Annotated in this window: 23 protein-coding genes; 14 read left to right on the forward strand and 9 right to left on the reverse strand. The window is 72.6% G+C overall.

The window, feature by feature from the left end; genetic code table 11:
* Positions 1-24 precede the first annotated feature (24 nt).
* From BJ993_RS14680 to BJ993_RS14710, 7 genes are all read left to right on the forward strand, one after another.
* Positions 25-219: a CbtB domain-containing protein gene (locus BJ993_RS14680; protein ID WP_179649552.1), complete on the forward strand. Its 195-nt coding sequence runs from the start codon at positions 25-27 to the stop codon at positions 217-219.
* A 13-nt stretch (positions 220-232) separates the two neighbouring features.
* Positions 233-1,006, forward strand: coding sequence for a CbtA family protein (locus BJ993_RS14685; protein WP_179649554.1), 774 nt, complete (start codon positions 233-235; stop codon positions 1,004-1,006).
* Positions 1,003-1,389 carry a hypothetical protein gene (locus BJ993_RS14690; protein WP_179649556.1) on the forward strand — a complete coding sequence of 129 codons (387 nt, stop codon included), beginning with the start codon at positions 1,003-1,005 and terminating at the stop codon, positions 1,387-1,389. The genes BJ993_RS14685 and BJ993_RS14690 overlap by 4 nt, the downstream gene beginning before the upstream one ends.
* A 42-nt stretch (positions 1,390-1,431) precedes the next feature.
* The gene (gene oxdA, locus BJ993_RS14695; RefSeq protein WP_179649558.1) at positions 1,432-2,493 is read left to right on the forward strand and encodes an aliphatic aldoxime dehydratase; all 1,062 of its coding nucleotides are present in this window, start codon (positions 1,432-1,434) and stop codon (positions 2,491-2,493) included.
* Between the two features lie 107 nt (positions 2,494-2,600).
* Positions 2,601-4,325, forward strand: a complete 1,725-nt coding sequence (locus tag BJ993_RS14700) for an AMP-binding protein (protein WP_179649560.1) — start codon at positions 2,601-2,603, stop codon at positions 4,323-4,325.
* Between the two features lie 104 nt (positions 4,326-4,429).
* Positions 4,430-5,446 carry a WD40 repeat domain-containing protein gene (locus BJ993_RS14705; RefSeq protein ID WP_179649562.1) on the forward strand — a complete coding sequence of 339 codons (1,017 nt, stop codon included), beginning with the start codon at positions 4,430-4,432 and terminating at the stop codon, positions 5,444-5,446.
* Positions 5,447-5,472: 26 nt separating this feature from the next.
* Complete coding sequence (locus BJ993_RS14710; RefSeq protein WP_179649564.1) at positions 5,473-5,967, forward strand: VOC family protein; 495 nt, start codon at positions 5,473-5,475, stop codon at positions 5,965-5,967.
* A gap of 84 nt (positions 5,968-6,051) precedes the next feature.
* Here BJ993_RS14710 and BJ993_RS14715 read toward each other — a convergent pair whose 3' ends face one another.
* Positions 6,052-6,930 (reverse strand): LysR family transcriptional regulator, encoded by an 879-nt coding sequence (locus BJ993_RS14715; RefSeq protein ID WP_257027440.1) that lies wholly within the window; start codon positions 6,928-6,930, stop codon positions 6,052-6,054.
* An 88-nt stretch (positions 6,931-7,018) separates the two neighbouring features.
* Between BJ993_RS14715 and BJ993_RS14720 the strand changes: the two genes are divergently transcribed.
* Positions 7,019-8,299 (forward strand): MFS transporter, encoded by a 1,281-nt coding sequence (locus BJ993_RS14720; RefSeq protein ID WP_218864709.1) that lies wholly within the window; start codon positions 7,019-7,021, stop codon positions 8,297-8,299.
* Here the strand turns inward: BJ993_RS14720 and BJ993_RS14725 are convergent.
* From BJ993_RS14725 to BJ993_RS14740, 4 genes are all read right to left on the reverse strand, one after another.
* Entirely contained in the window at positions 8,238-8,840 is a 603-nt protein-coding gene (locus BJ993_RS14725) for a DUF2238 domain-containing protein (protein WP_179649568.1), read from the reverse strand. The genes BJ993_RS14720 and BJ993_RS14725 overlap by 62 nt on opposite strands.
* A gap of 1 nt (position 8,841) precedes the next feature.
* On the reverse strand, positions 8,842-9,426 hold the full coding sequence (locus tag BJ993_RS14730; RefSeq protein ID WP_257027442.1) for a class I SAM-dependent methyltransferase: 585 nt from the start codon (positions 9,424-9,426) through the stop codon (positions 8,842-8,844).
* 78 nt (positions 9,427-9,504) lie between these two features.
* Entirely contained in the window at positions 9,505-10,026 is a 522-nt protein-coding gene (locus tag BJ993_RS14735; protein ID WP_179649572.1) for a nuclear transport factor 2 family protein, read from the reverse strand.
* Positions 10,023-10,892, reverse strand: coding sequence for an LLM class F420-dependent oxidoreductase (locus tag BJ993_RS14740; protein ID WP_179649574.1), 870 nt, complete (start codon positions 10,890-10,892; stop codon positions 10,023-10,025). The genes BJ993_RS14735 and BJ993_RS14740 overlap by 4 nt, the downstream gene beginning before the upstream one ends.
* 190 nt (positions 10,893-11,082) lie before the next feature.
* Here BJ993_RS14740 and BJ993_RS14745 point away from each other — a divergent pair, with 190 nt between their 5' ends.
* Positions 11,083-11,907 (forward strand): IclR family transcriptional regulator, encoded by an 825-nt coding sequence (locus BJ993_RS14745; protein WP_218864710.1) that lies wholly within the window; start codon positions 11,083-11,085, stop codon positions 11,905-11,907.
* Between the two features lie 125 nt (positions 11,908-12,032).
* On the opposite strand, the gene BJ993_RS14750 is transcribed toward BJ993_RS14745, so the two are convergent.
* Genes BJ993_RS14750 through BJ993_RS14760 form a run of 3 tightly spaced genes read right to left on the reverse strand, consistent with a single transcriptional unit; the run spans position 12,033 to position 14,264 of the window.
* Complete coding sequence (locus tag BJ993_RS14750) at positions 12,033-12,824, reverse strand: SDR family NAD(P)-dependent oxidoreductase (RefSeq protein WP_179649576.1); 792 nt, start codon at positions 12,822-12,824, stop codon at positions 12,033-12,035.
* On the reverse strand, positions 12,817-13,125 hold the full coding sequence (locus BJ993_RS14755; protein WP_179649578.1) for a ferredoxin: 309 nt from the start codon (positions 13,123-13,125) through the stop codon (positions 12,817-12,819). Before BJ993_RS14755 ends, BJ993_RS14750 begins: the two co-directional genes overlap by 8 nt.
* A complete protein-coding gene (locus BJ993_RS14760; RefSeq protein WP_179649580.1) occupies positions 13,122-14,264 on the reverse strand; it encodes a 3-ketosteroid-9-alpha-monooxygenase, oxygenase component in 1,143 nt (380 codons plus the stop codon). Before BJ993_RS14760 ends, BJ993_RS14755 begins: the two co-directional genes overlap by 4 nt.
* Positions 14,265-14,420: 156 nt before the next feature.
* On the opposite strand from BJ993_RS14760, the gene BJ993_RS14765 reads away from it, so the two are divergent.
* The 3 genes from BJ993_RS14765 to BJ993_RS14775 all read left to right on the forward strand — a co-directional run bounded on the left by BJ993_RS14765 (position 14,421) and on the right by BJ993_RS14775 (position 16,947).
* Positions 14,421-15,059, forward strand: coding sequence for a TetR/AcrR family transcriptional regulator (locus BJ993_RS14765; RefSeq protein ID WP_036547339.1), 639 nt, complete (start codon positions 14,421-14,423; stop codon positions 15,057-15,059).
* Complete coding sequence (locus tag BJ993_RS14770) at positions 15,056-15,856, forward strand: SDR family oxidoreductase (protein ID WP_218864712.1); 801 nt, start codon at positions 15,056-15,058, stop codon at positions 15,854-15,856. The genes BJ993_RS14765 and BJ993_RS14770 overlap by 4 nt, the downstream gene beginning before the upstream one ends.
* A 155-nt stretch (positions 15,857-16,011) precedes the next feature.
* Positions 16,012-16,947, forward strand: coding sequence for a type IV toxin-antitoxin system AbiEi family antitoxin domain-containing protein (locus BJ993_RS14775; RefSeq protein WP_179649582.1), 936 nt, complete (start codon positions 16,012-16,014; stop codon positions 16,945-16,947).
* Between the two features lie 111 nt (positions 16,948-17,058).
* Here BJ993_RS14775 and BJ993_RS14780 read toward each other — a convergent pair whose 3' ends face one another.
* The gene (locus tag BJ993_RS14780; RefSeq protein WP_179649584.1) at positions 17,059-17,817 is read right to left on the reverse strand and encodes an SDR family NAD(P)-dependent oxidoreductase; all 759 of its coding nucleotides are present in this window, start codon (positions 17,815-17,817) and stop codon (positions 17,059-17,061) included.
* Between the two features lie 101 nt (positions 17,818-17,918).
* On the opposite strand from BJ993_RS14780, the gene casG reads away from it, so the two are divergent.
* Together casG and BJ993_RS14790 are read left to right on the forward strand one after the other, a co-directional pair.
* Positions 17,919-19,526, forward strand: coding sequence for a steroid-24-oyl-CoA synthetase (gene casG, locus BJ993_RS14785; protein ID WP_179649586.1), 1,608 nt, complete (start codon positions 17,919-17,921; stop codon positions 19,524-19,526).
* Positions 19,523-20,800 (forward strand): NADH:flavin oxidoreductase, encoded by a 1,278-nt coding sequence (locus BJ993_RS14790; RefSeq protein ID WP_179649588.1) that lies wholly within the window; start codon positions 19,523-19,525, stop codon positions 20,798-20,800. The genes casG and BJ993_RS14790 overlap by 4 nt, the downstream gene beginning before the upstream one ends.
* The last annotated feature ends 11 nt before the right edge of the window (positions 20,801-20,811 follow it).

Consider the following 20,811-nt stretch of genomic DNA (forward strand, 5'->3'; position numbering starts at 1 on the left):
GCCACCACTGATCGGAGTCCCGTCATGGCATCCAGCACCACCCTGGCCCCCGGCCGCGCCGCCGCACCCGTCGTCGGCCTCGCGCTGGCCCTCGTCGCCCTGCTCGGCGTGCTGTTCCTCCTGCAGGAGAACGGCCTGCTGCTCTCGGCCGACGCGGCGTCGTACCTGCACGAGGTCACCCACGACGCACGGCACGCCCTCGGCGTGCCCTGCCACTGAGCGGGGCGGACACGTGTCCGGCCCGACCCCGCAGCCCAGGCTGGGCCGCACCGTCGGCAACGGCGCCCTGGCCGGCGCCGTCGCCGGCGGGCTCGGCGCGGCCGCGATGTACTGGCTCGTCGAGCCGTCGATCCGCGCGGCGATCGCCATCGAGGAGGCCGGCACGGCGCACGAGCACGGCGCCGGCGCGTCCCACGACCACGGGACCGAGGCGCTGGTCTCGCGTTCCGAGCAGGTGGTGGCCGGGTTGGTGACCGTGCTCGTCGTCGGCGTCCTCATCGGGATCGCCTTCGCGCTCGCCCACCGCTTCCTCGCCCCGCGCCTGCCGGGACGCACACCGGTGGCGACCACGATGGTGCTCGCCGGGCTGGGCTTCCTGACCTTCACCCTCGCCCCCGCGATGGTGGTGCCCGCCAACCCGCCGGCGGTGGGGGACCCCGCGACGGTCGACCTGCGCACGGCGACCTACCTCGGCACGATCGTGTGCGCGGTGGCCCTCACCGCGCTCGTCGCCGGGGTCGCCCGCGCCGGCGCGCTGGCTCCGGGGACGCGGGCCGTGGCGGCCGCCGCGCTCGGCGTCGTCGGGACCGTCGTCCTCGTGGCGGTGCTGCCGCACGCCGCGGACCCGGTGCCGGCGAACGTGCCGGCGGACCTCATCTGGCGGTTCCGGGTCGCCTCGCTCGCGCAGATCGGCCTGATGTGGCTGGCCATGGGCGCCACCTGCGCCTGGCTCGGGCAGCCGCGGACCGTCCCGCTCGCGCGCACCCGCCGTCTCGTGGCGGCGTGAGCGCCGTGGCCGGCGAACGGGGTCCACGGGTCCGGATGTGCCGCGGCTGCTGCTGCGGGACCCGGCGCAAGCACCGCGACGTCGACCACGACGCCATCGCCCTCGCTCTCGGTGAGGGGCTCGGCGACGACGCCGAGCTCCTCACCGTCGACTGCCTCTGGGCCTGCGACCTCTCCAACGTCGTGGTCGTCAACCCGTCGACCACGGCCCGGTCGGGCGGCGCCCGGCCGGCCTGGGTGCGCGAGGTCAACACCGTCGAGCGGGCCCGCGAGCTCGCTGCCTGGGTACGCCGCGGCGGCCCGGGCGTCGTCCCACCACCCGCCGCGCTCGGCGAGGTGCACACCGCCGCAGGCCTGCGCCGGGTCAGCAACGCCGGCTGGTGACCGGCTCCCCGAACACCCCGATGTGAATACCCAGGAGGAACCATGGAATCCGCGATCGACACCCACCTGACGTGCCCGCGCACCCTCTCGCGCCGGGTGCCCGACGACTACCAGCCGCCGTTCCCGATGTGGGTCGCGCGCGCCGACGCCTCGCTCCAGCAGGTCGTGATGGCCTACCTCGGCGTCCAGTACGACGACGAGGCCCGCCGCGGCGACGCCCTCGCCGCGCTGCGGACGATCGTCGGGACCTTCGACGCCGCGGACGGCCCGGTGCACCACGACCTCACCCACCACGTCGACAACCGCGACCACCACAACCTGATGGTCGTGGCGTACTGGGCCGACCCGGCGGCGTACGGCCGCTGGCTGCGCTCGGACGAGGTCGCCGGGTGGTGGGAGTCCGACGAGCGCCTGCACGACGGGCTCGGCCACTTCCGCGAGGTCGTCGCCCCGCGGGTCGACCAGTTCGAGACCCTCTACGCCTTCCAGGAGCAGCTGCCCGGCGTCGGCGCGGTGATGGGCGGCATCAGCGGCGACATCAACGAGCACGGGTACTGGGGGTCGATGCGTGAGCGATTCCCGATCTCCCAGACCGACTGGATGCAGCCCAACGGCGCGCTGAGCGTCGTGGAGGGCGACCCCGCGAAGGGCGGGCGGGTCGTGGTCCGCGGCCACGACAACATCGCGCTCATCCGGTCCGGCCAGGAGTGGATCGAGGCCGGGGAGGAGGAGCGCTCCCTCTACCTCGACGAGATCCTGCCGACCCTCGAGGCCGGGATGGACTTCCTGCGCGACAACGGCGAGGCCGTCGGCTGCTACAGCAACCGCTTCGTGCGCAGCATCGACCTCGACGGCAACGAGCTCGACGAGAGCTACAACATCGGCCACTGGAGCTCGCTCGACAAGCTCGAGCGCTGGGCCGAGTCGCACCCCACCCACCTGCGGATCTTCACGACCTTCTTCCGGGTCGCCGAGGGCCTGGACAAGCTGCGGCTCTACCACGAGGTCTCGGTGTCGAGCGGCTCCGAGCAGCTCTTCGAGTACGTCAACTGCCACCCCGGCACCGGCATGCTGCGCGACGCCCGCGTCGGGTCCCACGCCTGAGCCGCGTCACTGCGTCCTCCCGGGCCGGCGGTCGTGCGTCCGCCGGCCCGGGGATCCACCTTCGTTCGGGGGTGCCGTCCGGCGCCTCGGGAAGCGAGCCTTCGACCATGAGCATCACGACCCCTGTCTCGACCGGACTGGGCGCCACGCGGGACCGCCTGCTGGCGCTGCGCACCGACCACGCCGCCGCGGTGGAGGAGTTCCGCTGGCCCGACGTGGGCCCGACCTTCAACTTCGTGCACGACTGGTTCGACGCCTACGCGCGAGGCAACGACCAGCCCGGGCTCGTGATCGTCGAGGAGGACGGCGCCCGGGCGTCGTACACGTTCGGTGAGCTGGTGACCCGTTCGGAGCAGGTCGCGAACCATCTGTCCGCGCTGGGGGTGCGGGCAGGTGACAGCGTCGTGGTGATGCTCGGCAACCAGGTCGAGCTGTGGGAGTCGATGCTCGCGCTGATCCGGCTCGGCGCGGTGATCATGCCGACCACGACGGCGGTCGGGCCGGCCGAGCTGGTCGACCGCCTCGCCCGCGGCAACGCCCACGCGGTGGTCTGCAACGCCGCTGACACGGCCAAGTTCGACGAGGTCCCCGGCGACTACCTCCGGGTCGCCGTCGGCGAGGTGCCCGAGGGCTGGAGCCCGTACGCCGCTGCCTTCGCGACCCCGGCCGCCCCCGTCCCGCACCCGGGCAACGCCAGCGACGACCGCCTGCTGCTCTACTTCACCTCCGGTACGACGAGCCGGCCGAAGCTGGTGGAGCACACGCATACGTCCTACCCGGTCGGGCACCTGTCGACGATGTACTGGCTGGGCCTGCAGCCCGGCGACGTGCACCTCAACATCTCGAGCCCCGGCTGGGCGAAGCACGCGTGGTCGAACTTCTTCGCCCCGTGGCTGGCCGAGGCGACCGTGTTCGTCTACAACTACGCACGCTTCGACGCGGCCGCGCTGCTCGAGCGGATCCGGAGCGAGGGCGTGACGACCTTCTGCGCCCCGCCGACGGTCTGGCGGATGCTCATCAACGCCGACCTCTCCGGCGGTAAGGGCGCGCTGCGCGAGGCGATCGCCGCGGGCGAGCCGCTCAACCCCGAGGTGATCAGCCAGGTCGAGAAGCACTGGGGCCTGACCATCCGCGATGGGTTCGGCCAGACCGAGATGACCGCCGCGATCGCGAACCCGCCCGGCCAGCCGGTGACGTCGGGCTCGATGGGGCGGCCGCTGCCGGGTGTCCCGGTCGTGCTCGTCGACCCGCTCGAGGGCACCGTCGTCGACGGGGTCGGCGAGGGCGAGATCTGCCTCGACCTGTCCGTCCGCGACGGCGCCGGGCCGCTCCCGCTGATGACCGGCTACCAGGGAGACCCGGAGAAGAACGCCGAGGCGATGGCCGGCGGCTTCTACCACACCGGCGACGTCGCGGCCCGCGACGAGAACGGCTACATCACCTACATCGGCCGCACCGACGACGTGTTCAAGGCCTCCGACTACAAGGTGAGCCCCTTCGAGCTGGAGTCGGTGCTGATCGAGCACCCGGCGGTGGCCGAGGCGGCCGTCGTACCGGCGCCCGACCCGGTTCGCCTCGCGGTCCCCAAGGCGTACGTCGCGCTCGTCGACGGCCACGAGCCGACGGCGGAGACGGCGGAGTCGATCCTGCGCTACGCGCGCGAGCACCTGGCGCCGTACCTGCGGGTCCGACGGCTGGAGTTCCACGAGCTGCCGAAGACGATCTCGGGCAAGATCCGCCGGGTCGAGCTGCGCCAGCGCGAGACCGAGGTCGAGGGCAACCGGCCGGCCGGCGAGTACCGCGACGAGGACTTCCCTGCGCTGAAGGGCTGACGTCGCGGCCGGCGAACTCCGCCGTTCCCCGGACGCGGTGGCCTCGCGGATGTCACTGTCGGCGTCTCGTCCCGAGCAGGTCGGGACCGGCGAAGGGGCATGTCGTGGAGCGAGCCGGGCTCAGCCGCGTCGGTCGGCTGTCGTTGCTGGCCGCCGTGGCCGCGACCATCGCGGGCGTCGCGGCGGTCACCGCCGTCGTGGCCGCGCAGGACGACGCCGACCCGTCGTCGCCGCGTGCGAACGTCCTCAGCGACCACGTGCCGGTCGTCGACCACACGGGGACCGTCACCTACCGGGGTCACGTCGTCCCCGGTGCCGAGCGGACGGTGGTCTCGGTCGGGACCTCCACCGGAGGCCTCGTCCTCACGATCGCGCCCGAGGACGACGACCTCCGCGCGGTCGCCATCCACGACGGCTCGGACGAGCTCGCGGCGTACGACGACGTCCGCGGCATCGCGCTCTCGGACCCGGGCGGCACCCTCGCGGCCTGGGTCGAGGTGGAGGAGTCCGGCACGGGGTCCACCGACACCGTCATCGCCGTCGACACCTCGACGGGGGAGGAGCTCGGCCGGCTCCCGGTCTCCGGGTACGCCAATGTCACCGCCGTCCGCGGCGACGAGGTGGCGATCACCGACGGTGGCTCCAGCAGGCTCTGGACCCCCGGCGGATCCGCGCGGCGGGTGCGCTTCGTCCCCGAGGACCACCTGGTCGTCGGGTTCACCGACACCCGCGTCATCGCGGCCGACTCGGACCTGGAGACGACCGTCTACGACCGGAGCACCGGCGCCGAGATCGCAACGATCGCCGACCTCACCCAGTGGGACACCAACGTCGCCGGCGACCTGCTCGTCGGCGCGGCGGGCGAAGGCGACGTACGACAGGTCGAGCTCGCCACCGGCACGTCGAGGCTGGTCGACACGACCGTCGAGGCCGGCGTGGCGACCTTCGGCGAGGACGACGCGGTCGTGGTGCTGGGCATCGACGCGTTCGAGGGCGACGACGCCGGGGGGATCACCGTCGACATCTGTCCCCAGGGAGGGGAGTGCAGGAGCGTCACCAGCCCGTCGGTGCCGCTGATCCCCAACGACGCGGTCGGGCAGCTCGTGTCGCAGTCGGCCTGAGGGCGCCTGCCCCTAGTCTGCGGGTCATGCTCCCCACGCCCTTCGGCCCGGTCGTGCAGCTCGCCTGGGTCACCGACGACCTCGAGGCGACCGAGCAGGCCCTGCACGCCACCCTCGGGGCCGGCGCGTGGACGCGGATGCCCGGCATCCACTTCGGCCCGGAGGACTGCGTGCTGCGGGGAGCGCCCGCGGACTTCGTCGCCGACATCTCGCTGGCCTATGCGGGCGACCTGCAGCTCGAGCTCATCCGGCCGGTGAGCGGGGCGTCGATCTACGAGGAGTTCCTCCGCGAGCGGGGGCCCGGAATGCACCACGTCTGCTGCGAGGTCGACGACATGGACGCGGCGCTGGCGCAGGCGGCCGAGGGCGGGCTCGACGTGGTCCAGGCCGGCACCATGGCCGGCGGCCTGATGCGCTTCGCCTACCTCGACCTGACGGCTGCCGGCGCCGGCCTGGTCGAGCTCGCCGAGATCTCGCCCGACCTGCACGCGATGTTCGCCGACATCAAGGCGCGGGGCTGACGACCCGGTCGCCCGCAAATTGATTGACGTCAATCAATTTCCGCGGCCGGGGCATCGTCGCACCCGGGCGACCGAGCCGGGCGCTCAGCGCGCGGTCGCGTACGGCGCCTCCGCGACGACGTGGTCGCGCAGCCGGACAGCCGGCGGCGCGAGCGGGCGGTCGGTGCGCCAGGTCAGGCCGATCGTGCGGCGCGCGCGGGCGTGGAGGATGCGCAGCGAGAGGGTGTCCGACAGGCCCGCCTGTGCCTCCGGCACGATCGCGAGGCCGAGGCCGGCGGCGACCAGGCCCTCGATGGTCACGAGGTCGGCGCTCTCGAAGGAGACCGGTGGGGCGACGCCGGCATCGGCCAGCAGGCTGTCGACGAGCGTACGGTGACCGAAGCCGACGGGGGTCGTGACGAGCTCGTCGTCGGCCAGCTCGGCCAGGGCGACCTGCTTGCGCCCGCGCAGCCGGTGGCTGGGGCCGACGATCACGACGAGGCGCTCCTCCTGGAGCGGCACCCAGGCGAAGTCGCCGTCCGGCCGGGTCGAGGTGACGGCGAGCTCGGCGGTGCCGCGGTGCAGGTCGCGGATGATGTCGTGCCCGGGCTCCTGGACCAGCTCCACGCGCACGAGGGGCGCGAGCTCGTGGAAGCCGCGCAGGATCCGGGGGACCAGCGAGGTCGCCATCGAGTCGAGGAAGGCGAGCCGGACGACACCGCGGTCCGGGTCCCGCCGGCCCGCGAGGTCGCGCACGAGCTGGTGGTAGCGGCCGAGGATCTCCCGTGCGGCGTCGACGACCAGCTCGCCGTCGGGTGTCGTGACCAGGCCGTGGGGCACCCGCTCGAAGAGTCGGGCGCCGAGCTCGTGCTCGGTACGGGCGAGCGCCCGCGACAGCGTCGGCTGGCTCACGCCCAGCGTGGCCGCGGTGTCGGTCACGTGCTCGGTGTCGGCCAGCTCGACGAGCCAGGCGAGGTCGCGCATCAGCACGAGCCTGATCATACGCCTGACGTATCGAGATCCGATCGGGAAGACATTGGACGCATGGCTCCCGGGAGCGCACCCTCGTCGGGTGGTCAGTACGCGGACGATCGAGGAGCAGGCGTCGGGGCACGTCCCGGGAAGCGACGGCTACCGCCGTGTCATGGTCGCGATGTTCGCGGCAGGCGTCGCCACGTTCGTGCTGCTCTACGCCACCCAGGCCCTCCTGCCCGAGCTCCACCACGCGTTCGGCGTGACGCCGGCGCAGGCGACGCTGAGCATGTCGCTGACGACCGCGGGCCTCGCCGTCGGCCTGCTCGTGGCCGGCCCCGCCTCCGAGGTCCTCGGCCGTACGCCGCTGGTCGCCGGGTCGGTCTGGCTGGCGGCGGTGGTGGCCTGCCTGTGCCCGTTCGCCTGGTCCTGGCCGGCCTTCCTCGGGCTGCGGCTGGTCGAGGGCCTCGCCCTCGCGGGGTTGCCGGCCGTGGCGACGGCGTACCTCCGCGAGGAGCTGCACCCCAGCGCGCTGGCGCGCGCGACCGGGCTCTACATCGGCGGCAACGCGATCGGGGGCATGGCGTCGCGGCTGCTGACCGCTCCGGTCGCCGACCTCGCCGGCTGGCGGTGGGCGATGGCGGCCGCCGCCGGGCTCGCGCTCGCCTGCGCGCTGGCGATGACCCTCACGCTGCCGGCGTCGCGGAACTTCGTGCCCCGGCCGCGGGGCCGGGCGGGCCGCTCGGGGATGGCCCGGGCAGCGCTGACCGACCCGGCGCTGCGCCACCTCTATCTGCTCGGCGCCTGCTCGGTGGGGACGCTCATCGCCGTGTTCAACGCCCTCGGCTTCCGGCTGACCGCGGCGCCGTACCACCTCAGCCTCGGCGCGATCAGCCTGCTCTACCTCGTCTATCCGCTCGGCACGGTCAGCTCGTCGGTGTCCGGGGCCCTGGCGGACCGGTTCGGCCGTCGGGCCGTGCTGCCGGCCGGCTGTGCGCTCGCGATGGCCGGCGTCCTGCTCACCCTGCTGCCGTCGCTCGTTGCGGTCGTCGCCGGCCTTGCCTGCCTGACGGCCGGCTTCTTCGTCATGCACGGGCTGGCGAGCAGCTGGGTCGCGGTGCGCGCACACCTCGCGGGCGCGAGCTCCAGCCAGGCGGCGGCGTTCTACCTCTGCTCCTACTACGTCGGCTCGTCCGTCTTCGGCAGCCTCGGCGGCAGTGCGTGGTCGGCCGGGGGCTGGCCGGGCGTCACCCTGCTCGCGGTCGTCCTCCTGACCTGCTCGGGAGTCGCGACGGCGCGGCTGCGCACCATCCCGAACCTCACCCCACCGGACGCGCAGGCCGTCCGCGCTGCCGCCGGGCGAGGAGCAACGCTGCCGTGAAGGCGCCCAGGGTGCCGAGGACCTCGTCGCCGAGCGTGTCCTCGTAGGCGGTGTCGAGCTCCGTGCCGTGGCGGATGAAGGTGAACCACTCGCCGAGCTCCCACCCGATCGCCAGCACGGCGCCGATGCCGGTCACGGCGACGATCACCCAGCCGGGCTCGAGCCGGCCGGCGACGAGCAGGCCGAGGCCGCCGCAGAGCAGGGCCCAGTTGGCGTAGTGGTTGAGGTCGTCCCACCACACGACGGTGTCGTAGAGGTCGAGGCTGTTGCCGGTCACGTCGACCAGGAACGGCATCATGACGAGCGCGAACGCGCCCCACGGTGCGCCGCCGGCGTCGGCCGTACGACGCGCGCGCAGCCACCAGACGGCAGGCACCACCAGCATCAGCACCGGGTAGGCGAGGAGGCGTCCACCGAAGGCCTTGCCCTCGAAGCGGTCGATCCCGGGGACGAAGGTCGCGACGGCCAGCTGGCCCACGGTGAGGACCAGCACGGCTGCCGGCACCCACCACGGGCAGGTCCGTCGTGCGGCCGGGGCCACCTCAGCGCCGTCCGGAGAACCGGTAGGCGCCGGCGATGCCGAGCGGGCGCACGGTGACGTCGCCCAGGCCGAGGCCCTCGAGCTCGGCCGTGAGGTCGTCGGGCGCGACCATCCGCACCGTCGAGCGGGTGACCCGGTGGACGAACCTGCCGCGACGTGAGTCCGACAGGTCGTAGCCGGCGAGCAGCCCACCGGGCCGCAGCACGCGCACCGCGTCGGCGAGCACCTGCTCCCAGGTGATCGTGTGGTGGAGCATCAGCCAGCTGACGACCGCGTCGAAGGAGCCGTCGGCGAACGGCAGGCCGGACGCATCCACCTCCTCCACCGCGGCCCGGTCGCCGAACCCGGCGAGCTGCCGTCGCGCCAGGGCCACCATCGCGGGGTCGACGTCGGTGGCGACGTAGCGCCGGATGTCCGGTCGCGCGCGCAGCACCTCGGCCGCCATCGCACCGCTGCCGCACCCGATCTCGAGCACCTCGGCGCCCAGGGCCGCGGGATCGCGGGGGAGCACCCGCGGGACGACGAAGCGGCGGGCGAACGCGCGCCACGGCGGCGTACGGCAGAAGACGGACTCGAGGTCGGACATGCGGGCCACGGGCGCAAGTCTCCCGGACGGAGGGCCGGCGCGGGAGGGATCCGGGCGACGGGGGCGCCGGCGGGCGCGTCAGCGCACGGGCCCACCCGCGCGGGCGAGCAGCGCACGGGCGTCGGCGCTCCCGTCCAGCCCGCGGGTGGTACGACGGGTGGTGCGCCAGCCGTCGTCGGTGCGGACGAGCTCGAAGTGGTTCGCGCCGATCCGGGCCGGGAAGACCTTGCCGTGGTGGCGCACGAGCAGCACCGACTCGCACACCGCGACCGCGCGGTCGCCGTCCACCGCCACGTGCGCCGGGCCGAGGAAGTGGCTGCACCCGTTGCCGATCAGGCCCTGGTGGGCGTCCGAGCGCACCATCGCGTCGACCTCGGCGCGGCTGCCCATGAAGAGCTCGTCGACGTCGTACACGCCGTCCTCGGTCCACAGGTCGGCGACGCGCTCGGCCTCGCCGGCGTCGACGAGGGGGCCGTAGGAGGCGATCAGCTGGGTGATGGCCTGGACGTCCTCGAGGCGCTGCAGGCGCTCCTCGACGCTGGGCCTGCTCGGGGGCCCGCTCGGGGGTCTGCTCGTCGGCCTGCTCGTGGGGTTGCTCATCGGGCCTCCAGGGGAGTCAGGTCGGCCAGGTCCGCGAGGGCGGCGAGCTGGTCGACGTAGTGGTCCGCCGAGGTGGCGGTGACGTGGACGTTGACCACCGTGGCACCGGCCGCGACGGTGCGGTCGAGCGCGCGGCGGGTGCGGTCGGGGTCGCCGATCGGGTCGACCGGGCGGCCGGCGCCCAGCACCACCTCGAAGCCGTCGGGCAGCGGGGCCTTGTCGAGCATCTCCCGCAGCCGGTCGTGGGGGAGGCCGAAGGGCACCCAGCCGTCGCCGTGCTCGCGGGCGCGGCGCAGGCTGCGGGGCGTGTGGCCGCCGATCCAGAACGGGACCCGAGGCTGGACCGCGTGCGGCTCGACGACCACGTCGGCGAAGGGGAAGCGCGGGCCGTCGTACACGGGGGTGGCCGTGGACAGCGCGGCGCGCAGTGCCGGAAGGGCGTCGTCGGCGACGGCGCCGCGCTCGGCGTACGCCGCACCGAGCAGGTCGAACTCCTCCTCGATCGACCCCACGCCCAGGCCGAGGACGAGGCGGCCGCCGCTGAGGACGTCGAGGGTGCCGTAGCGCTTCGCGATCGCGAGCGGGTGGTGGTACCCGATCACGAGGACCTGGGTGACCAGCCGGATCCGCTGCGTGTGGGCCGCGAGATAGCCGAGGGTCGCCAGCGGGTCCCAGTAGGTGCCACCGCGCTGCTCGGCGATGGCCGTCGGGACGGCCACGTGCTCGGAGCAGGTCAGGTGGTCGAAGCCCAGGCGGTCGGCTGCGGTGGCGATCGCGGCCAGCCCGGCGGGACCGGCCGTGCGCTCCCAGGCGCCGAAGAAGCCGGGCAGGGCGGTGACGACCGGACTGGTGATGCCGACGCGCATGGTGCTCCTCGCTCTCGTGGACGGGTCCCCCATCCAAGCCGTCGGCGGCGTCCGGTGGCGCGGACCGGTCCCGGTGACCGGGCGGCGCAGCTAGCTAGAATGAATTTCAGAAATGGTCTTCCGTCTATCGCTCGGCGGTGTTAGCGTCGTCACTAGAATTCATTTCAATTCTTGGCTGTGGGAGGTAGCGATGTCGGCACTCGCGATGGAGCAGGCGGACGTCACGACGAGTACGACGACGCGCGAGCTGCCGCCGTCGATGGTCGAGCGGATGACGCTGATCCTCGACCTGTTCACCGAGCGGCAGACCTGGCTGACGCTGGAGGAGATCGCCCGCTCGACGGGCCTCCCGCGCTCCACCGCGCACCGCATCCTCGACCAGCTGGTCCGCCTCGACTGGCTCGAGCACGCCTCGGTCGGCTACGGGCTCGGCCGCCGCTCGCTCGTCCTGGGCGGGGGGTCAGCCGAGCACGCGGACCTCCGCTCCGCGGCATCGCCGTACCTCCACGACCTGCTGCTGCGCACCGGCGCCGTGATCCACCTCGGCGTCCTCGAGGGCGCGCGGGTCACCTACCTCGACAAGCTCGGCGGCCGCTTCGCGACCACCGTGCCCTCGCGGGTCGGCGGCTCCGCGCCCGCGCACTGCACCGGCCTCGGCAAGGCGATGCTCGCCTGGCTCGAGCCCGAGCACGTCGACGCGCTGGTGGGGGAGGAGCTCCGGCCCCGCACCCCCTCGACGATCCCCGGTCTCGAGAAGCTCCACGTCGAGCTCGCCCGGATCCGGGCGCGGTCGGGGCTCGCGCTGGAGCGGGGCGAGTGCTTCCCCGACATCGCCTGCGTGGCCGCCGCGGTGCGCGGGCCGCGAGGTCCGGTCGGCGCGATCTCGATCGTCGCCGCGGCAGGTACGGCGCTCGAGCGGGTCGCGCCGCTGGTGCTCGACGCCACGCGGCGCATCGCTGCCGACCTGTTCCCGGACGTGGATCCGTTGAGTCGGCGGTTGCACGTCGTGGACTGAGGGAGTTTCACCGGCCGGCCGGTGAAACTCCCGCGCTGGGACGACAGAACTCACGCTTGGACGACGAAGTTTCATCGTCCAAGCGTGAGTTTCGTCGTCCAGGCTGGCCCCGCCGCGTCGGCGGATCAGTCGTGCGGCACCAGCAGCCGCATGACCTTCTCGGTCCCGGCCACCAGCCGCGCCCGATCCGCCGAGGAGCGCATCTCGACGATCGCCTCGTTGCCGCTCACCACGTGCACCGGTCCATGGGGGAGCGCGACCAGGCCCTCCCGAGCGACGTCGACCGGCTCGGAGACGTGCATGCCGGGCACGTCGAAGTTCAGCCCGGCCCGCTCCATCGCGGGGGTCCGGGTCACGCCGAGCACGAGCTCGAGCACGTCGACGCCGTACTCCCGCAGCTCGGCCCACAGGCCCTCGGCGAAGATCCGGCCGAACGCCTTGACCCCGCCGTAGACGCCCTCGGTCGACGTACCGACGTAGCCGGCGAGGGAGCCGACGAGCAGGATCCCGCCGCGGCCGCGCTCGCGCATGGGTACGGCGTAGTGGTGCACCAGCGCCAGCATCGCGGTGATGTTCAGGTCGATCACCGAGGCGAACCCGTCGAGCGTGCCGCGCGTGAAGGCCCGGCCGTGGGTGTTGGCGCCGGCGTTGTAGACCAGGAGCCCGACCTCGACGTCCGCGGTCGCGGCGGTGATCTCGCCGATCGCGCCGGGCGCGGTCAGGTCGGTGGCGACCGTGCGCACCTCCACCCCGAGCTCGCGGAGCCGTGCAGCGGTCGACTCCAGCGGCCCGGGCGTGCGGGCGACGAGGACGAGGTTGACGCCCGAACCCGCCAACTCTCGGGCGAATTCAGCGCCGACGCCCTCCGAGCCGCCGGCGATGACGGCCCAGGGGCCGTACGGGGACAGGTCAGTCATGGAGTGCCTCCGGGTTGGTCCTCAGGGGTTCGTCGGACTGCACCTCGAGCTCGCCCCGCACAGCAGCCTCGCGGACCGAGGCCCGCAACGCCGAGCAACCCGGGAAGGCGTTGCGGTTGGGGCGCTCGGACCGGGCTGTCGTCGTACGACGCTCGACGCACCGCTCCAGCGCGGCCGCGGTCCACTGCAGGGTCGACTGGTCCCAGCTGCTCTTGCGGGCGAGGACCTCCGCACCGCACGTCAGGCAGGAGACCGGCTGCATCGGTGCGGTCTCGAGGCGCACGTCCTGCCGCGGGCTCATGACTGCCGTGCGGAGCGGGCGGCCAGGTTCTGCTCGACCTCGGACCGCCACGCCTCGTTCGGCCGCGTGGTGTCGATCTCGAACTCGAAGCGGTCGGTCATCTCCGGCGTCACGTCGGCGGCGTCGACGTAGAACTGCTGGTACCACCGCCGCAGCTGGTAGACCGGCCCGTCCTCCTCGCACAGCAGCGGGTTGTCGATGCGCGCCTTGTTCTTCCAGATCGCGACGTCCTGCTCGAAGCCGTACTTGATGAAGGCCCCCGTCTTCGCGGCCATCAGGTCGGCCTCCTCGTCGGAGATGCCCTCCTTCTTCTCCACGATGATCCCGTACTGCAGCACGAAGGAGTTCTCGTCGATCGGGTAGTGGCAGTTGATCAGGATCGTGTCCACGTCGAGGTCCTCGTAGTGGTAGGTCACCTCGTCGATCATGAAGCTGGGCCCGTGGTACGCCGCCACGCTCGTCGTGCCGAGCACGGCCGGGCTGCTCTTCGAGGGCCGGGCCGGACGGACGTCCTCGCGGCCGGCGCCGTTCATGTACTGGTAGGCGCTGGTGCCCTCGAAGACGTTCTTGAAGTACGTCGGGAACGAGTAGTGGATGTAGAAGAAGTGCGCCATGTCCACGACGTTGTCGACGATCTCGCGGCAGTTGGCGCCCTCGATCACGGTCTCGTACCAGAGCCAGTCGGTCCAGCGCTCGTCCTCGACCTGGGGGATCCGCGGGATCGTCACGTCGGCCGGGGGCGGGTTGCCCTCCGGGTCGTTCCAGACGAACACCATGCCGTCCTGCACCATGGTCGGCCACGCCGCCGTACGGGCACGCAGCGGGACGCGGCGCGCGTAGGGGATCTGCTTGCAGCGACCGTCGCCGCCCCAGCGCCAGTCGTGGAACGGGCAGGCGATCTCGTTGCCCTTGACCTCGCCCTGCGACAGGTCGCCGCCCATGTGGCGGCAGTAGGCGTCGAGGACGTTGAGCTCGCCGTCCGCGCCGGCGAAGACCACCAGCTTCTGCCCGAACGCGTTGACCTGGTGGGGCTTGCCGTCGGCGAGGTCGCGGGCGAGGCCGAGGCAGTGCCAGCCGCGCGCGAACCGGCGCGGGCCCGCGTCCACCTCGATCTGCCGGACCTGATCAGTGCTCGTCATGGGCCGAGTGTGGGTCGGGCCGCACGATGTGCGCCGCCGCCGGTCCCACTCACCGGTAGCCTGCTGGAACGCCGGAGCGGGTGCGGGCCCAAGATGGTCGTCGGCCCCTACCGCAGGGTGCCCGACCAGACCACCCGACCAGATCAGGAGAGACGCGTGGCTCGTATCGCCGAGGCCCGGAAGCCCGCCGAGCCGGTCTCCGAGGAGCAGAAGGACCGCTACCGCCGGATCCTCCGTGCCGCCAGCAAGCTGGGCGCCGAGCACGGCCTGGAGCGGATGCAGATGAACGACGTGGCCAAGGAGGCCGGCGTCGCGATCGCCACGCTCTACCGCTACTTCCCGTCCAAGACCGACCTCTTCGTCGGCGTCCTCCACTCGCAGATCCAGCACCTCAGCTCCGGCTCCGGGTCCGGGTCGGGCGTGGTCGCGGCAGCGCCCGCGGGCGAGCGGGCCGCCGCGGTCGCCGAGGTGCTGATCGGCGCGGGTCGCGGCATGCTCGCGCGTCCCCAGCTCGCGATGGCGATGCTGCAGGCCAACAACGCCGCGCAGCTGCAGGGCGGACGCGAGTACACCGAGGCCAACGCCGCCTTCCACGGCGTCCTGCTGCGCGCCCTCGGCGTCACCGAGCCCGACGACGAGGACTACCGGATGGTCCGGATCACCGAGCAGACCTGGTACGGCGTCCTGGTCTCCGTGCTCAACGGCGTGATCACGATCGACCAGGCCGACGCCGACATCCGCCTCGCGGCCCGCCTCCTGCTCGGACCCCGGTACGACGAGGGATCGGCCTCGTGAGCGGCCCGCTGCGGACGGTCGTCGTCACCGGGGCCGCCTCCGGCATCGGCGCCACCACCGCGTCCCTGCTGCGCTCCCGGGGTGATCGGGTCATCGGGGTGGACCTGCGCGACGTCGACGTGTGCGCCGACCTGTCCACGGCGGCCGGCCGGTCGGCCGCAGTCGCCGGGGTCGCGGAGCTGGTCGGCCCGGACGCGCTGGACGGCCTCGTGACCTGCGCCGGCCTGAGCCGCGCGGGTGCCCCCCAGGTCAGCGTCAACTACTTCGGCACCGTCGACCTCGTGCTCGGCCTCCAGCCGCTGCTGGCCCGCTCCGCGGCGCCGCGCGTGGCCCTCGTCAGCTCGATCTCCTCGACCCAGCCCCACGACCCCGCCCTCGTCGAGGCCTGCCTCGCCGGCACCGAGGCGACCGCGCTGGAGCTGGCCGAGGCCGCCGTCGCCGACGGTCGCCCGCACGAGATCTACGCCTCGACCAAGGCGGCCCTGAACCGGTGGCTGCGCCGCGCCGCGGTGTCGCCCGAGTTCGCCGGAGCGGGGATCGCGGTCAACGCGGTGGCACCGGGCGTCGTACTCACACCGATGACGGAGGAGCTGGTCTCCAACCCGCAGTGGAAGGCCGTCATGGACGCCGCCGTCCCCATGCCCCTCAACGGCTACGCCCCGCCCGAGGCCATCGCCCACGCGCTGCTGTGGCTGCTCGCCCCCGAGAACACGCACATGGCCGGGCAGGTGGTCTTCGTCGACGGTGGGGCCGAGGCGCTCACGGTGGCGGTGGGAGTTTCACCGGCCGGCCGGTGAAACTCATGCTTGGACGGCGAAGTTTCGTCGTCCAAGCATGAGTTTCGTCGTCCAACCATCCGCGAAGAGTCCACAACCGCTTTCGGCGGGCTGGTTCTCCACAAGCTGTACGACGTCCAGAGGACTGGCCGGTCCGCGTTGCTGATGCTGGGCGAATGATCGAGTACCTGGTCAACGACAGCGGAATCCTCCTCCGGCGTGATGCCCTTGCAGCGGGTGTCGACGACAACGCCCTCAGGCGAGGCATCGACGCGGGCTTCCTCGTTCGGATGCGGCAAGGCGTCTACGTCCTTGCCGCGGTATGGGAGCAGGCGAACGCGCTGGAGCGACATCGTCTGCTCCTCGAGGGTGTCCGGCTCCTGTACGGCGACGGCGTGGCTGCATCCCACATCAGCGGGTGTGTGGAGCAGGGCGGGCCGACGTGGGGGATGGATCTCTCGGTGGTGCACCTGACGGACCTGACCGGCAAGGGGGAGCGGAGCGTGGGCAAGGTCGTCCACCATCGGGGCGTCTGCCTGGTATCGGACGTCACACGCGACGCCCAAGGTTGGATCACTGCACCCGCACGAACGGCGCTCGACACTGCTTGTCTGGTCAGTCAGGAGGCGGGTGTCGCCGTCGTCGACTGGTACCTCCAGAACGCGCTCACCACGATCGACGAGCTGCGACAACTGCACGAGCGGATGGCGGAGTGGCCGGGATCGATCGGGCTCCACCGCGTTCTCGGACTCGTGGACGGCAAGGCAGAGTCGGTCGGCGAGACGAGGACGAGGCTGATGTGCCGAGCCCACCGACTGCCGCCGCCAATCGCGCAGCTCGAGATCCACGACCACAACGGCCGGCTGATCGGTCGGGTCGACTTCGCGTGGCCACGGCATCGGGTGATGCTGGAGTTCGACGGGATGGTCAAGTACCACCGCCACCGCCGTCCCGGCGAGACCATCGAGGACATGGTGATGCGTGAGAAGCAACGCGAGGACCGGCTTCGTGAGCTCACAGGCTGGACGATGGTCCGCATCACTTGGGCGGACCTGGCGCGACCCGAGGCAACGGTGGCCCGGATCCTCCGTGCGCTGCAGTCAGCAGCCTGATGCTGGACGACGAAACTCACGCTTGGACGATGAAACTTCGTCGTCCAAGCGTGAGTTTCTTCGTCCAAGCGCGGGAGTTTCACCGGCCGGCCGGTGAAACTCCCACCCCGCTCAGAAGTGAGCCTGCCCCCCATCCAACGGAATCGTCGCCCCGGTCAGGTACGCCAGGTCCGGCCCCACGAGCGCCACGACCGCACGGCCGATGTCGGCCTCGGGGTCGCCGATCCGCTTCATCGGGATCGCGGCGACGAACTCGGCCGCCTCCTCGGGGTTGTTCTCGGTCCACCACTTGAGGCCGGGGGAGAGGGCGTGCGGGGCGATGGAGTTGACCCGGATCCCGGCCGCGGCCCACTCGACCGCGGCGGTGCGGGTGAGTGAGCGGAGCGCGGTCTTGGCGGCGGCGTACGCGCCGTAGTTGGTGGGGTCCCAGCGGACCATCGCGGAGGTGACGAGGTTGACGATCGAGCCGCCGCCGGCGGCGACGAGGTGCGGGTGGGCGGCCTGCATGAAGGCGAAGGCGGCGAAGGGGCCGGAGACGAAGCCCTTGGTGAAGTTCTTCAGGCTCATGTCGAGGAGCGGCATCATCACGCCGTCGTAGGCGTTGTTCACCACCACGTCGAGGCGACCGAAGTCGCCGGCGATCCGGTCCACGAGCGGCGCGATCGCCTCGGTGTCGAGCAGGTCGAGCTCGTAGGCCTCGGCGCGCACGCCGCGCTCCCGCAGCAAGGCGCAGGTCCCTTCCAGCTTGGCGAGGGTGCGGCCGACGACGGCCACGGAGACACCCTCCGACGCCAGCGCGAGGGCGATGCCCTGGCCGACTCCCTGACCGGCTCCCGTGACGACGGCGACCTTGTCCTGCAGTGCGTTCATGCCCGCACCCTCGCCGGTACGACGCCCGCCACCGTCGACGCGTCCCGGTCACCGGGAGCCGTCCACGCCCGCGCGGCGAGGGCCGCCGAATACTCCCCGCCATGAGCACGACAGTGACGACGACCGAGCTGGTGGTGGAGGACGTCCTCGGGGCGCCCGTCCAGGTGTTCGCGGAGCGCTTCCGCGCGCTGCACGAGGTGCTGGCCGCATCGGTCGCGCACGGCGACCGGCCCTATGTCGTCACCCTCGAGGGCCGGCTCACCTTCGCCGAGCACGCCCGCCGGGTCTCCTCGCTCGCCCACGAGCTGCGCACGACGTACGGCGTCGACAAGGGCGACCGGGTCGCGATCGACGCCGCCAACTCCCAGGCCTGGATCGAGACCTTCTGGGCGACGGTCTCGATCGGCGCGATCGCCGTCGGCTGCAACGCCTGGTGGTCGGCGCGCGAGCTGCAGGACGCGCTGGAGCTGACCACCCCCAAGCTGGTCGTCGCCGACGCCCGCCGCCGCGCGCTCCTCGCCGACATCGCCACCACGGCGCCGGTCCTCGGCCTCGAGGACGACCACGAGCGTCTCGCCACGCTGCACCCGGACGCGCCGCTGCCGAGCGCCGACGTCGCCGAGGACGACCCCGCGGTCATCCTCTTCACCTCCGGCACGTCGGGGCGTCCCAAGGGCGCCGTGCACACGCACCGCAACCTCTGCTCGGTGATCGGCTTCCACCGCAGCATGGACGCCCTGGCTGCGCAGTACGGCGACCCGGTGGCGCCGCAGGACAAGGTCTACCTGCTGGCGATGCCGCTGTTCCACGTCGGGAGCCTGCACAACCTGGCCGTCCCGCGCCTCGCCAACGGCAGCACGGCCGCCCTCCACCTGGGTGCGTTCGACCCGGAGAAGGTGCTGCAGCTGGTCCAGGACGCCCGGGTCACCCACTGGGGCGCCGTGCCGACGATGGCGAACCGCCTGCTCGGCTTCGACCGCGTCGGCGACTACGACACGTCCTCCCTCTACGCCTTCTCGCTGGCATCCGCGCCGTCGAGCACCGCGTTCAAGGAGCGGCTGCGCACGCACCTGCCGTTCGCCGGTGCGCTCGTCGACAGCTACGGCCTCACCGAGTCGTGCACCGCGGTCGCCCTGGCGACACCCCTCGACCTCGCCGAGGCGCCGGGCACCCTCGGCACGCCGATCATCGGCGTGGAGATGGAGGTGCGCGACCCGCTCGGCAACCCGCTGCCGCCGGGCGAGGAGGGCGAGATCTGCGTCCGCAGCGCCTACAACATGCTCGGCTACTGGGAGAACCCGGACGCCACCGCGGCCGCGATCGACGCCGACCGCTGGCTGCACACCGGCGACATCGGCACCTTCGACGACAAGGGCCGGATCCGGCTCGCCGCACGCCGCTCGGACCTGATCATCCGTGGCGGTGAGAACGTCTACCCCGCCGAGGTGGAGGGCCTCCTCGTGGAGCACCCCGCGGTGCGCGAGTGCGTCGTGCTCGGCGTACCCCACGACGACCTGGGCCAGGAGGTGGGCGCCGTCGTCGTGCCCGAGGACGCCGGGACCGACGCGGCCGCGCTCGTCACCGAGCTGCAGGAGTACGCCGCCCGCGGGCTCGCGCACTACAAGGTGCCCACGCACTGGCGGGTCGCCGCGGAGCCCCTGCCGCGCAACGCCACCGGCAAGGTCGTCCGCCCGGCGGTGACCCTGTGAGCACCCGGAACGAGACGCCCGACGTCTTCTCCGCGGGCAGGCTCGGCCCGCTCACCCTCCGCAACCGCACGATCAAGGCCGCCACCTACGAGGGCCTGAGCCACCGTGGTCGGGTCACCCAGGACCTGGTCGACTTCCATGTCGCCTACGCGAAGGGCGGGGTCGGGATGACGACGGTCGCCTACCTCGCCGTCGCGAAGGACGGCCGCACGGACCGGCACCAGGTGCTCTGGACCGACGAGGCGATGCCCGGCCTGCGGGCGCTCACCGATGCCGTGCACGCCGAGGGTGCGGCGGTCTCGGCCCAGATCGGCCACGGTGGTCCGGTCGCGGAGGCCCGGGGGAACCGGTCGCCCGCGCTGGCACCGTCGGCCCGGACCAACGTGATCGCGATGAACCGTTCGCAGGCCGCCACGCGGGCCGACATCGAGCGGATCGTCGCGGCGCACGGGCACGCGGCGAGCCGGGCCGTCGAAGCGGGCTTCGACGCCGTCGAGGTGCACCTCGGCCACAACTACTTCGCCAGCGCCTTCCTCAGTCCCAAGCTCAACCGGCGCGACGACGAGTTCGGCGGCAGCCTCCGCAACCGGGCGAAGGTCGCCCGCGGCATCCTCCAGGCGGTGCGGGACGCGGTCGGCGACCGGATCGCGATCGTCGCCAAGATGAACATGGACGACGGCGCCCCCGGCGGGTTCTGGCTCGACGAGGCGATCCCGGTCGCGCAGTGGCTGGAGGCCGACGGCACCCTCGACGCGCTGGAGATGACGGCGGGCAGCTCGCTGCTGAACCCGATGTACCTCTTCAAGGGCGACGTCCCGCTCGACGAGTTCGCCGGCGTCATGCCGCAGCCGATCAAGGCCGGCGTGAAGGCGGTCGGGCACCGGCTGCTCAAGGCCTACCCCTACACCGACGGCTTCCTGCTGGAGGACGCCAAGCAGGTCCGCGCTGCCGTCGACCTGCCGATGGTGCTGCTCGGCGGGGTCAGCAGCCGCGAGGTCATGGACACCGCCATGGCCGAGGGCTTCGGCTTCGTCGCGATGGCCCGCGCCCTGCTGCGCGAGCCCGACCTGGTCAACCGGATGCAGGCCGACGAGACGCGCCGCTCGCTGTGCATCCACTGCAACAAGTGCATGCCGACCAACTACACCGGGACTCGCTGCGTGCTGGTCGACCGGCGGACCACCCGCAGCGCCAGCTGGGGCAAGCCGGAGGGCTACGCGGCCACCACGCCGGGCCCTTCCGGTGAGTGGGACGCGTCACATCACGGATCCTGACCGGACTGGGA

Source organism: Nocardioides aromaticivorans (assembly GCF_013408525.1).
GTDB classification, from domain to species: Bacteria; Actinomycetota; Actinomycetes; order Propionibacteriales; family Nocardioidaceae; genus Nocardioides; species Nocardioides aromaticivorans.